Annotated in this window: 12 protein-coding genes; 7 read left to right on the forward strand and 5 right to left on the reverse strand. The window is 34.3% G+C overall.

Going from position 1 to position 13,235, the window contains the following annotated elements; genetic code table 11:
- The first annotated feature begins 52 nt into the window (after positions 1 to 52).
- From menA to BUA98_RS05775, 4 genes are all read left to right on the forward strand, one after another.
- Positions 53 to 1,015, forward strand: coding sequence for a 1,4-dihydroxy-2-naphthoate octaprenyltransferase (menA, locus tag BUA98_RS05760; protein ID WP_072970689.1), 963 nt, complete (start codon positions 53 to 55; stop codon positions 1,013 to 1,015).
- A 31-nt stretch (positions 1,016 to 1,046) separates the two neighbouring features.
- Positions 1,047 to 1,724, forward strand: a complete 678-nt coding sequence (locus tag BUA98_RS05765) for a metal-dependent hydrolase (RefSeq protein ID WP_072970690.1) — start codon at positions 1,047 to 1,049, stop codon at positions 1,722 to 1,724.
- A gap of 175 nt (positions 1,725 to 1,899) precedes the next feature.
- Positions 1,900 to 3,102: a tetratricopeptide repeat protein gene (locus BUA98_RS05770; protein ID WP_072970691.1), complete on the forward strand. Its 1,203-nt coding sequence runs from the start codon at positions 1,900 to 1,902 to the stop codon at positions 3,100 to 3,102.
- Positions 3,103 to 3,184: 82 nt separating this feature from the next.
- On the forward strand, positions 3,185 to 4,231 hold the full coding sequence (locus BUA98_RS05775; RefSeq protein WP_072970692.1) for an o-succinylbenzoate synthase: 1,047 nt from the start codon (positions 3,185 to 3,187) through the stop codon (positions 4,229 to 4,231).
- A gap of 81 nt (positions 4,232 to 4,312) precedes the next feature.
- Here the strand turns inward: BUA98_RS05775 and BUA98_RS05780 are convergent, their stop codons facing one another.
- Entirely contained in the window at positions 4,313 to 4,864 is a 552-nt protein-coding gene (locus BUA98_RS05780) for a hypothetical protein (protein ID WP_072970693.1), read from the reverse strand.
- A 239-nt stretch (positions 4,865 to 5,103) separates the two neighbouring features.
- Here BUA98_RS05780 and BUA98_RS05785 point away from each other — a divergent pair, with 239 nt between their 5' ends.
- Both BUA98_RS05785 and BUA98_RS05790 read left to right on the forward strand, forming a co-directional pair.
- The gene (locus BUA98_RS05785; protein WP_072970694.1) at positions 5,104 to 5,577 is read left to right on the forward strand and encodes a CYTH domain-containing protein; all 474 of its coding nucleotides are present in this window, start codon (positions 5,104 to 5,106) and stop codon (positions 5,575 to 5,577) included.
- Positions 5,578 to 5,584: 7 nt separating this feature from the next.
- On the forward strand, positions 5,585 to 6,550 hold the full coding sequence (locus BUA98_RS05790; protein WP_072970695.1) for a YpdA family putative bacillithiol disulfide reductase: 966 nt from the start codon (positions 5,585 to 5,587) through the stop codon (positions 6,548 to 6,550).
- A 108-nt stretch (positions 6,551 to 6,658) separates the two neighbouring features.
- Here BUA98_RS05790 and BUA98_RS05795 read toward each other — a convergent pair whose 3' ends face one another.
- Entirely contained in the window at positions 6,659 to 8,227 is a 1,569-nt protein-coding gene (locus BUA98_RS05795) for a protein adenylyltransferase SelO (protein WP_072970696.1), read from the reverse strand.
- 138 nt (positions 8,228 to 8,365) lie between these two features.
- Positions 8,366 to 8,899, reverse strand: a complete 534-nt coding sequence (msrA, locus tag BUA98_RS05800) for a peptide-methionine (S)-S-oxide reductase MsrA (protein WP_072970697.1) — start codon at positions 8,897 to 8,899, stop codon at positions 8,366 to 8,368.
- Positions 8,900 to 9,080: 181 nt separating this feature from the next.
- Here msrA and BUA98_RS05805 point away from each other — a divergent pair, with 181 nt between their 5' ends.
- Positions 9,081 to 10,568: an aminotransferase class V-fold PLP-dependent enzyme gene (locus BUA98_RS05805; RefSeq protein WP_072970698.1), complete on the forward strand. Its 1,488-nt coding sequence runs from the start codon at positions 9,081 to 9,083 to the stop codon at positions 10,566 to 10,568.
- A gap of 307 nt (positions 10,569 to 10,875) precedes the next feature.
- On the opposite strand, the gene BUA98_RS05810 is transcribed toward BUA98_RS05805, so the two are convergent.
- Together BUA98_RS05810 and BUA98_RS05815 are read right to left on the reverse strand one after the other, a co-directional pair.
- Complete coding sequence (locus BUA98_RS05810) at positions 10,876 to 12,618, reverse strand: APC family permease (RefSeq protein ID WP_072970699.1); 1,743 nt, start codon at positions 12,616 to 12,618, stop codon at positions 10,876 to 10,878.
- A 132-nt stretch (positions 12,619 to 12,750) separates the two neighbouring features.
- Complete coding sequence (locus BUA98_RS05815; RefSeq protein ID WP_072970700.1) at positions 12,751 to 13,221, reverse strand: nuclear transport factor 2 family protein; 471 nt, start codon at positions 13,219 to 13,221, stop codon at positions 12,751 to 12,753.
- Between the last annotated feature and the right edge of the window lie 14 nt (positions 13,222 to 13,235).

Here is a 13,235-nt window from a genome sequence, read left to right on the forward strand (position 1 = left end):
CCAAACTTGAAACCTGAAACCTGAAACAAAATTTAAAACTAAACAAAACAGAATGAAACATTGGATTGAAGCCGCCAGACTGCGCACATTACCTTTATCAGTTTCCGGAATTATAGTAGGAAGTATATATGCCTTATCAAACCCAACTGCAACTATTAATACACCAACCGAAGTTTTCAGCTGGAAAATTTTTGGTTTTGCACTTCTAACAACGCTTGGTCTACAGGTGTTATCCAATTTTGCAAATGATTACGGAGATGGTGTAAAAGGTACCGATAACGCTGATCGAGTAGGGCCGCAACGTGCTATTCAGAGCGGAGTGATTACACCTCAGGCTATGAAAAAAGCCATAATAATTACTTCAGTACTAACTTTGATTTCTGCAATTGTATTAATTTATTTTGCTTTTGGTGAATCTAATTTTGGATATTCTATCTTCTTCTTATTGTTAGGAATCGCTGCAATTGTTTCTGCAATTCGCTATACAGTTGGTAATTCGGCTTATGGATATAGAGGTTTTGGAGATGTTTTTGTTTTCATTTTCTTCGGATTAGTAAGTACTTTGGGGGTTAACTTTTTATATTCAAAAGAAGTAGACCCGCTTTTAATTTTACCTGCGATTTCTATCGGATTATTAAGCGTTGGTGTTTTAAACCTCAATAATATGCGTGATGAAGAATCAGACAGAAAATCAGGAAAAAATACTATTGTAGTTCAAATGGGCGGTGCAAAAGCTAAAATCTATCATTTTTCATTAATCATTACAGCAATGATTTTGGTAGTAGTTTTTGCTATTTTAAGCGATTATCGTTTTGATCAATATTTATTTTTATTGGCTTACATTCCTTTAACTAAACATTTAATTACCGTTTCTAAAAATCAAAATCCTAAGCTTTTAGATCCGGAATTAAAAAAGCTGGCATTAAGTACATTCTTGCTTTCTTTATTATTAACGGTTTGTATGATTTCATTGATTTCAGACATTTTCGTTAATCTGTTCATGGGAGGAAGATAAAAATTAAGGTTCAACTCTAAATTTTATAAAAATGAAAATTACATTCTACGGACACGCTTCTTTAGGTATTGAAGTTGGAGGAAAACATATTATTGTTGACCCTTTTATTACTGGCAATCCACAGGCTGCGTCAATTGACATAAATACATTAAAAGCAGATTATATTTTGCTTACACATGCACATGGTGATCACGTTTTAGACGTCGAAGCTATTGCAAATCGCACAAACGCTGTAATTGTTTCTAATGCAGAAATTACAAGTTATTATGCCAAATTAGGTCATAATGCACACCCAATGAATCACGGTGGAAGCTGGAAATTCGATTTCGGAAAAGTAAAATATGTAAATGCCATTCATTCCAGTTCTTTCCCTGACGGAAGTTACGGAGGAAATCCAGGAGGTTTTGTAATCGAAAGCGAGCATAAAAACATTTATATCGCCGGAGATACAGCACTTACCATGGATATGAAATTAATCCCGATGCGTACTAAATTAGATTTGGCTATTCTTCCAATCGGAAATAATTTCACCATGGATGTTGAAGATGCTATTATCGCTTCTGATTTTCTTGAATGTGATAAAATTCTGGGGTATCATTTTGATACTTTTGGTTACATCGAAATCAATCATGAAGAATCAATCCGTAAATTTTTCGATAAAGGAAAAGATCTAATGCTTTTGGGAATCGGAGAATCGATTGAATTATAATAATTTTCAGGAGCTAATCCCGCTATCCGCTATATCTTTTGTGCCGAACACCGGCACAAAAGGATATCGCTCCTATCGGGGCTAGGGGACTTGGTTTCAAAAGAAATTATTTTGGCATAATTTATGTCATTCTGATTAGGCAAATTCGTGGTTAAAAACTTATTCTAACATCAATATGAATTTTAAAAAAATTGCCCTATTTCTTTTGATTACAATTTCATACAACACTTTTGCTCAAAAAGATGGTTATTGGGACAAAGAACGCGCCACTACTAAAGAAATTATCGTTTCTGCACGCGACCGAATTACTTTAAAAACAGAAGATCTTCCTGTAGGAACTACAGAAATCGTCTACCGAATTACACTTTTAGACGAAAACCAGCAAATGGCAAACAGTTTGGTTTCAGTATTGAAAGCGATTCCAGATCCAACCGGAATCAGCCAGGGTTCTGCCGGAGCCGTTTTCTTAATGTCAAAAATTTCCGGAGACGATAATTGTACGTATGCACTTTTTACTTCAGAGGAAAATGCAAAAAAATACATCGATGACGGAAAAACAGACAAATCTTGCTACGCACAAGTAAACGAAGTTAGCAAGGATGCAAAACGCTTATCATTAGACAAATCCTCTTGTTTAGGGCAAGATATCAGTACAATTTGGTTTGGTTTTCACAGTAAAAACTGGCTTTTAAATCAAAAAATTGTTTTAGAAGTTGTGCCTTGGGTTGACACCAAATTAAACCGTGGCTGGAATCAGGATAACAAAAACGAAATTATCAGCTTATGCAAAACATCAACAATGGCGCAAAAAATGGCCAATTCTGATGATTTTTGTGTCTGTATTTTAGACAAAATTATAAAGCAATATCGTTACACAGAGTTCCAAAAACTATTGCCAATCGAAAAAAACAAAGTCTATAAAGATTTTGGAAATGCTTGTTATAAAGATGCTGATATCTCTAAAAACGTTTATAATGACTTAAGAGTTCAGGCTTCTACTTTAATCAAGCTTCAAAAATACAATGAAGCAATTCAGAAACTGAACACCATCATAAATGATGGAAAAGCAACGGCAATTGATTATGGCTCTGTTGGGTACTGCTATATATTAACCAAACAATATGCAAAAGCACTTAAGTTTCTTAAAGAAGGTGAAAAATTAGACGACACCGAATTATTAGTAAAACTAAATTTAGCCCATGTTTATCTGGTTAGTGATGATTATAGTGAAGCAAAAGTAATTTATAAAAAATACCAGACTCAAAACGTAACAGATAGTTTAAGCTGGAAAGACAAAACAAAAAAAGACTTTGAAGTTTTTCAAAAAGCAGGATTACCATCCAAGGACTTCGAAAAAGTTTTAAAACTTTATAATTAAGTCACTGAGATGCTGAAATACTAAGGTTCTAATTTAGTAGTTTCTCAACATCTTAGCGTCTTAGTAACTTAGCATCTAAAAAATGAAAGCAACTTACCATAAATACATGCTCGAGTTTAAACGCCCTTCAGGAACTTCCAGAGGTGTGATGACCGAAAAAGAAACATGGTTTATTGTTCTTGAGGAGAACGGTAAAAAAGGAATAGGTGAGTGTGGTATTTTGCGTGGCTTAAGTGCAGATGATCGCGATGATTATGAAGAAAAACTTAACTGGGCTTGCGAGAATATCCATTTGGGAGAAACTGCACTTTGGGAAGCTTTGTTAGAATTTCCTTCAATACAATTTGGGATTGAAATGGCTTTTTTATCCCTTAAAAATGAAAACCCATATCTCTTATTTCCTTCTGATTTTACCAGTAATTCTAAATCAATTGTTATAAACGGTCTCGTTTGGATGGGAGAAGCTTCTTTTATGAAAGAGCAAATTGAAGAGAAATTAGAACAAGGTTTTGATTGCATAAAGCTTAAAATTGGTGCTATAGCTTTTCAGAAAGAATTAGAATTATTACAATTTATAAGAAGTCATTTTTCTGCAGAACAAATTGAAATCAGGGTAGATGCCAATGGTGCTTTTGCCTTAAACGAAGCTTTAGATAAACTTAATCAATTAAAAGTATTTCAGTTGCATAGCATTGAACAGCCAATAAAAAAAGGAAACGTTTCGGCTATGGCTGAATTATGCAAGACGACACCTTTTCCAATTGCATTGGATGAAGAATTAATAGGTGTATTTTCATTAGAAGAAAAAGAAGCTCTGTTGAACAAAATCGAGCCACAATATATTATTTTGAAGCCAAGTTTTGTTGGCGGATTTAGAGGAACGCAGGAATGGATTGATTTAGCAGATAAATATAATATTGGTTGGTGGATTACCTCGGCCTTAGAAAGTAATATTGGACTTAACGCCATCGCACAATGGACTTTTACCTTAAACTCGATAATGCCACAAGGTTTGGGAACCGGAGCTCTTTATACGAACAATTTTGATTGTCCACTTGAAGTTTCACAAGGACAATTATGGTACAACACAACTAAAAGCTGGAATTCTGATCTTTTAGAAAAAATATAAAATATATCAAATAAAGTTAAGCGTAACAAAGACAAAAAAACGGCTGTCCCTTTGCAACCTTAAGCCTTTGAACCTATTTTCTCATTCTTTCCCTCCACGTAATCCGGCTTGCCAATCTTTGAGTTCTTGCCATTTACCTTCATAAGCCATTAACGCTTGTTTAGCCCAGGTACTGGGGTTGTGTATCGCGTAATTTTCTCCACCAGCGTCCAAAATTGCCTGTAATTTTTCGGTCGATGATTCTGACAAATCATGCCATGTAGTTATTCCCGCTGCATTGAATAAAGCTTCAATTTTTGGTCCAATTCCTTCCACAATTTTCAAATCGTTTTCTTTTACTTTTTTGCCCAAAATGTTTTTCGCCTGGGCAGTATCAAATAATAAGGTTGGTGTGATCTGAAGTATAGATTTTTTCTGGCTTGGTTTTGCTTTTTTTTCTGCTAAGTCAGCTTCTAAAGATGAAATGCGTGCCATTAAACTTTTTGTATGAGTTTTACAGGCGTCTAAATCTGATTGTAAAGACGATGCAAGAGAATGCTCCGATTTTGATGACGTTTTCTTTCCTAAATAATAACCTAAAATTCCAAAGATTAGCCCGGCTAATAAAGGGATTAAGACGCAAGAGATATCCATGATTATAAGTTTTAAATTGAATATTTCAGTTATCGTTCGGACTTATAGCGTGATGTTAAATTCCTATCAAATTTAACAAATATATAAATGCAGAATGTATTAGCAATCCGTTAATTATTTGTTATTGTTCTGATTTTTAAAGAATTATATTAACATCGATTTATAAGCGAGGAAACAGATCTCCGTTTCAGGACTGAATTAAATTGAGTAACTTGCATTAAATTAATTACAGTATCAAAATGATAGAAATTGAAAGAAAGTTTCTTGTAAAATCTAGTGATTTTAAAGAACAGGCTTTTGCTCAAAATCAAATTGCACAAGGTTATCTGAGTTCTCTTCCGGAGCGAACTGTGCGTGTTAGAATTAAAGGAAAAAAAGGCTTTCTTACTATTAAGGGAATTGTTCATCATGGTGGTATGTCCCGATTTGAATGGGAAAACGAAATTCCACTAGATGAAGCGCAGGAATTGCTGAAATTATGCGAAAAGGGAAAAATAGAGAAAACACGTTTTGAAATAAAAGCAGGAAAACATGTTTTTGAAGTAGATGAGTTTTACGGTGAAAATGAAGGCCTGATTATGGCTGAAATTGAACTGGAATCAGAAACTGAATCTTTTGAGAAACCAGACTGGCTTGGAGAAGAAGTTACAAATGACGAACGTTACTATAACGCATATTTGAGCAAAAAGCCATTTAAAACCTGGGAAAAATAATAAATATATGGTAGAATATGATTTGATAATTGTTGGAGGCGGTCCGATTGGACTGGCTTGTGCAATTGAAGCTCAAAAGAAAAATTTACGCTATTTAATTATAGAAAAAGGCGCGATTGTAAATAGTATTTTCAATTATCCTTTATACATGACGTTCTTCTCAACAGCTGAAAGATTAGAAATTGGAGACATTCCTTTTAATTGTTTAGCACCAAAACCGGGTCGACAAGAAGCTTTAGAATATTATAGAAATATTCACCGCTATTTTAATTTTTCGATTCATTTATTCGAAAAAGTGATTAGTATTCAAAAACAAGAAAACTCAATTTTCAAGATTGTTTCAGATAAAAATTCATACGAAGCAAAGAACGTTGTTATCGCAACTGGTTTTTATGATATTCCTATCGAGATGAATATAAAAGGCGAGGAGCTGTCTAAGGTGCGTCATTATTACAAAGAAGCACATGAATATGCTTTCAGAAATGTTTTGATTGTTGGCGCTAATAATTCTTCTGTGGATGCAGCTTTGGAATGCTGGAGAAAAGGAGCAAACGTTACGATGGTTATTCGTAAAAACGAAATTAATAACAGGGTAAAATATTGGGTAAAACCGGATATCGAAAACCGAATTGCAGAAGGAAGTATTAAAGCTTATTTTGAATCCAATATTAGTGAAATTCGGGAGAATGAAGTTGAAATTGGAACACCAGATGGAAAAGTAACAATTGAAAATGATTTTGTTTTAGCTTTGACAGGATACAAACCAGATTTGACTTTTCTCGAAAAAATGGGAATTCAACTTTCTGAAGATGAGCTAAAAATACCAGTGTACAATCCGGAAACAATGGAAACGAATGTGGAAGGTTTATTTTTGGCTGGAGTAGTTTGTGGCGGAATGCAAACACATAAGTGGTTTATAGAAAACTCACGAGTTCATGCCAATATGATTGTGGATTACATAACTTCTAAATAAAAAAAGTTTGCCACGAATTACACGAATTTCCACGAATTAAAATTTGTACGATCCAATTTTGTACGCAATTCAATTTGTAGAAATTCGTGTAATTCGTGGCAAAATAAATTAAGAACTACAAGAAAGCATAGAACAACCTACTTTTGAGCGTGCCCAATCTGGTCGTTTTGCAAACCATTTTTCTGATTCAGGTTGTTCATTATATGGTTTTTGTAATAACAAGTATAACTCATTTATTAAGGAATAATCTCCTTTGTCTGCGTCATCAATTGCCAATTGTGCCATATAATTTCGCAATACATATTTAGGGTTAATTTGATTCATTTTTTCAGAACGATCTTTATCTGAAAGCGCTTCCTCGTTTAATCTTTGAAGATATTCGGCGAACCATTTCTTCCAGGAATCCAAAATAGTTCCAGTAATTTCTTCCGGTGAATAAAAAGAATCCTTAATTTTTTCAATCGAACTTTCTACAGCGTCCGCTTTTGTAACCTTGCCTAAATTTCTAAAAAAGATAGTCATATCCGTTTCAGATAATTGCAGAGCTGATTCTAAGCCCTCAATTAAATTACTGTCAGTATAAGTTGAAGTAAATAAGCCTAATTTACTTAAAAACATTTCTTTATAATCTATTTCGAAATCATTTATAAAAGACTCCAATATCTTTTCTAAAGGTTCTGCTTCATTAACTAACGGGTAAAGCGCATTGGCTAACTGATACAAATTCCATTGTGCAACCTGAGGTTGATTACCAAATCGGTAACGTCTGTTTTGGCTGTCGGTTGTATTGGGTGTCCAATTTGGGTCGTAGTTTTCCAACCAGCCGTAAGGACCATAATCAATCGTTAATCCGTGAATAGACATATTATCCGTATTCATAACACCATGAACAAAACCAACACGTTGCCAATCCACAATCATTTTGCGTGTTGTGTCTGCGACGGTTTTAAAGAACTGTATGTATTGCTCTTTTGGTTCGCCTTTAATTTCAGGGAAATAATGTTTGATAGTATACTCAACAAACTCTTTTAAATTTTTCAGTTCGTTTCGTGCGGTAAGCATTTCAAAACTCCCAAAACGTATAAAAGAAGGTGCTACACGACAAACAATAGCTCCTTTTTCGTAAGCTGGATTTCCATTGTATAATACATCCCTCAACACCTGATCTCCAGACAGCATAAGCGAAAGAGATCGGGTAGTGGGAACACCCAGATAATACATGGCTTCCGCACATAAATACTCACGTATTGAGGAGCGCAAAACCGCCAAACCATCAGCTGTTCTGGAATAAGGAGTTTTTCCTGCGCCTTTTAATTGTAAGGTAAAAAACGTGTTATTATGCTCAACTTCCGTTAAATTAATAGCACGACCGTCGCCCAATTGTCCGGCCCAATTCCCAAATTGATGGCCTGCATAACACATGGCATACGGACGTGTTTCAGGAAGAATCTCTTTTCCTGAAAAGGCATTCAAAAATTCTTCCGACTGAATTTCAGCAGTTGTTATCCCAACCATTTCAGCTACTTCGTTAGAGGCATGAATTAAAGTTGGATTGGAAGGTTTTGCTGGATATACAAAGGAAAACAGCGTATTTTTTACCTGACGAATCTCATTCGTTTCATCTGGATCTGCTGGTAGTTCAGATGTAAATCTGTTATTTATTTTTAAATTTTTCATTTTAATTTTTACTTTCTTTTTGCCACGAATTCACGAATTTATTTAAAATATTTAGAAACAATCATTCGAGAATTGGTGGCGGAAATTCTATTCTAAAATTAATCCACAGAAACCTTTAATATGGAATAAAAATTTTAATTAGTTCATTAATCTGTCTGCGTACATTTTTTTTAATTTTTGAACTTTTGGATCGATTACGATTTGACAATAACGGGTATCCTGATTGTTGTTGTAATAATTTTGATGATCTTCTTCAGCTTCATAAAATACTTCAAAAGCTGTTAATTCTGTTACAATTGGATCTTCGTAAAAGGGTTTTACTTCTTCAAAAACCTGCTCTGCTATTGCTTTTTGTTCTGCATCATGATATAAAACGATAGAGCGGTATTGCGTTCCTACATCGGCTCCCTGACGGTTTAATGTGGTTGGATCGTGACTTGTCATGAATATAAAAATTAAGTCATGATATGAAATTATGTCAGGGTTGAAGGTAACTTGTATGACTTCGGCGTGGCCAGTTCTGCCAGTACAAACTTCACGATAGGGAGGATTTTTAATAAAACCTCCTGAATAACCTGATTTTAAAGATTCTACACCATTTAAACGCTGAATTACAGCTTCAATACACCAAAAACATCCACCACCAAAAGTAGCTACTGATAAATTTTCCATAAAATAGTATTGTTAAGTTTTATATGCCCTATTAATCCGATAGAATATTATGATAATTTGTTAAAAAAATCACATTTTAGTTAAATATACTAATCAGTTATTGAATGTTTGAAGTTTACAATTGATAAATTCGCAATTTTGCAAAAAAGCCATTATATTTGCATCAAACTCAGGCATACTAATGGATAGCAAAAATAATACCATCACTTTAGAAACTTATTTTCAGGATTTTCGTAAAAATATCGTTGGCATTAATCAGGAATTTACGTCTCCGTACGGCAAAAAACAGATTATTTACACCGATTGGACTGCCAGCGGAAGGTTATATCGACCAATTGAAGAGAAACTTCTTAATGATTTCGGACCTTTTGTAGCAAATACACATACGGAAACTACTGTGTCAGGTACTGCCATGACAAAAGCGTACCATCATGCCAGAAATATCATCAAACGCCATGCAAATGCGAGTCAGGATGACGTTTTAATTACAGATGGAACCGGTATGACTGGTGTTATCAATAAATTTCAACGTATTTTGGGGTTAAAAATCCCTGAAAACCTTAAAGATTTTACCACTGTTCCAGCAGAAAAGAAACCTGTTGTTTTTATTTCGCATATGGAACATCATTCTAATCAAACCTCATGGTTAGAAACTATTGCAGATGTTGAAATCATTCCATCATGTGAAAAAGGTCTTTTTAGTCTTGAAAATTTAGCCGAATTATTAGAAAAATATAATAATAGAACAATAAAAATCGCCTCTATTACTTCCTGTTCGAATGTTACTGGTTTAAAAACTCCTTTTCATGAAACAGCAAAATTAATGCACCAACATAACGGAGTTTGCTTTGTAGATTTTGCGTGTTCAGGACCTTATGTAGAAATTGATATGCATCCGTCAGATCCGGAAGCGTATTTGGATGCTGTTTTCTTTTCGCCTCATAAATTCTTAGGTGGCCCTGGAACTTCTGGTGTTTTGATTTTCAATAAAAAATTATACAATAATATGATTCCGGATTGTCCTGGAGGTGGAACGGTTAGCTGGACAAATCCTTGGGGAGAACATAAATATGTTGACAATATTGAGGATCGTGAAGATGGGGGAACTCCTGGTTTTTTGCAGGTTATTAAAACGGCATTAGCCATTGAACTAAAGGAAGAAATGGGGATTGAGAATATTCTGCAACGTGAACACGAAATTGTTGATTATGTTTTTGAAGCATTGGAACCAGTAGAGAATATTAAAATTCTGGCTGGACAACATAAAAATCGTTTAGGAGTGGTTTCTTTCTTTATTGAAAACCTACATTTTAATTTAGGAGTGAAATTGTTAAATGATAAATTCGGAATTCAGACAAGAGGAGGTTGCAGCTGCGCTGGAACTTACGGTCACTTTTTATTGCATGTTGATCAGGAAACGTCGAATAAATTGGTTAACGAAATCACGATTGGTGATTTGATCAAAAAACCGGGATGGATCAGAATGTCGATTCACCCGACTACAACGGATAAAGAAATCGCTTACGTTTGCGACAGTATTAAAGACCTGGCTAAAAATCACGAAACCTGGGCTTTAGATTATACTTATAATAGTAAAACCAATGAGTTTGTTCATAAAAATGCCACTTCATTTGAAGATGAATTAGTTGCTGGCTGGTTTAAATCTTAATGTTGGATTTTTTTATCACAAAGTGCACCAAGGTTTTTTTATTTTGCTAATGAATATAAAACACAAAGTTCACAAAGCTATTTCGACAATAGATTTTATAAAATATAAACCCGACAAGTTTTTAAAGCTTGTCGGGTTTTTTATTTCTTGTTTCCTGATTGATTCTTACTTCTTTTAAAAATTAAACTTCTAATATAGCCCCGATAGAGCCGTTATCCTTTGAAAGGAACGAACAAAGATATAGGCGAAAGCGGGACGGGTCGCCTTGAAAAATCGGACACATTTGCTTCTGAAAAAAAATCAGATACTACATGATTAGACGAACTCCGCCTAAGTCGGAAACTCGGTAGGAGAATTTATTACCAGGTGAACCGATGAACATGAAATTTTTTGGAATTTTCCATTTTTCAGAAAGTTCATCTATAATTTCAGGACCGAAGACACCTTTTATTTCAAGGAACTCGATGTCTATGTCGTCATAAGCACGATCTAAAACTTCTAAATCTTTCTTTAAATCTTCGTTGTTTGCATCGTCACTTTTGATGTGAACGATTTTAAGTTTTTTGGTAGTTTCATTATTTTCAACATATTGCAAAACTTTATTCAATATTGCGATATCATCGCCTTTGGTAAAAAAGACAAATTCCTGTGAATTAATTTCGATACTCATTTTTTGCAAATATCGGTTGCTGACAATTACCATTCTTCGTAGCGGCTGATAGAAATATTCTAAAGCTTCGATTAAAAGTTTGATGAGCATAACGCGATTCAACATGATTCCGATGAAAATTAATGACGGAATCATATACTGCAAAAACGTATAAAAGGCATTGATATTCAATTTCATATTACCAATAAAGGCAGCAATAATAAAAAGTACTGCAGTTACAACAGCGATGCCTCGTGCACGCTCTGGTCTTGGCAACTTTCGACGTTTGAATTTTAATAATAAATTCCCAATTCCGAATAAAGCCATTACCGCCAAAAATGAAAAAGTATAAACACCAGCCAGAGATTCTAAATGGCCGCTTGTAGCGAACAACACTGATACACAAAGGACTAAGAAGCTAATTACGATTCTATAATGTGAACCTCTTTTATTTTGTTTCAGAAAAAAATTAGGTAGAATTCGGTCTAAGGTCATTCGGTTTAACAATCCCGAAACCCCAACAAAAGAAGTTAAAACGGCACCACATAAAACAAGAACGGCATCAATAGAAATTAGCCAGGCCAGCCAGGATCCGCCGGTAGTTTCGCCAAGGTGCGCTAAAAGTGATTCTTTGTTTTCACCAACTTCCGTCAGTGGAATAACACTTATTAATAATATGGCAATGACAGGATTGAAAAAGCTGACAATTGCCCACATGTTTCGGAGTGTTTTTGGAAAAACGCCAGCTTCTTGTTCTTCAACAAAATTAGCAGAACTTTCGAAACCAGAAATTCCAAGCATAGCGGCAGAAAAACCGAGAAAAAGAGCTGTTTTTATATTTCCGGAAGCAATTGGTGTTTCCCAGTTAACGTGAAATATTTCGAGACCATTATGTAACAAAAACCATAACGACGCTAAAACTAGCAGACTTAAAGTGGCAAGATGGGTCAGAAAAATAATGACAGCAACAAATGCCGATTCTCCAATTCCTAAGATGGCAAGCCCGGTAAATAATATCAAAACAATTACGGTGGCTATGGTAACATTTAATCCTTCGAAAATTCCGTGTAGGTAATGCATTCCTTCAGATGCCGAAATTACAGCGGTTGCCATATAAGACAAAACGGTTAAAGTTGCAGCAAGAGAGGCAAGGCGTTTGGTAGAAGTATTTAATAAAACATTGTAAGCGCCTCCATTTAAAGGAATTGCACCAACAACTTCACCATAAATTCGTCTGAATAAAAATAAAACGACAGCAACAATTAATAGAGAAATCCAGGCATATTGACCTGCATATAAAATGGTTAGTGCTGAAACATATAAACAAGAAGAGCTAATATCGTTTCCGCAAATTGCTGTTGCCTGTAATTGATTTAATTTTTTATGTATAACTTCTTTCATGAGTATTGAAAATTAAAAACGATTAATTCAATAATAAAAGCAACTAAAATAAATCTTAAATAAGGCAGATATTTTATAAAGGCGGAAATATATTTAACTAATCAGAAATTTTGAATCTTCAATTTATGAAAATTATTTTGATTCCTGAAATTTTTTAAGTGACAATAAGGCTTGCTTCTGAATTTTTCCTTGAAAAAAACCTGTCCAGCCCAGTAAATATCCTGTAATACCAAAGGCTTGTTTGGACCATTTCCATACATCAAAATTATCAGTATGCTTAATAATTAAGCCATCCTGAAAAATAAATTCGGCTGAAATTCTATTTATTACTTTTCGATTTGTTTTGCTGAAGTTATATGTAGCAACCCACCTTGCAGAACCTGTAAATTCGTCTGCCTTAATATCTGAAAACTCAATTTTAATATTGCCTTTACTTCTTAAAATCAGCATTTCCCACATTTTAGAAACCTGTTCTTCTTTTAATAAACCAAAAGCGGGATCAATAAAATGCACTTTTGGGTGATAGCATTCACTCATTGTTTTAGCATCGGCATTTGCAAAAGCAGTGTAGAATTTTGCAATTAAATTTTCGTTGGCATTCATTTAAATAAAATTAG

The sequence above is a fragment of the Flavobacterium saccharophilum genome (genome assembly GCF_900142735.1).
Taxonomy (GTDB): Bacteria; Bacteroidota; Bacteroidia; order Flavobacteriales; family Flavobacteriaceae; genus Flavobacterium; species Flavobacterium saccharophilum.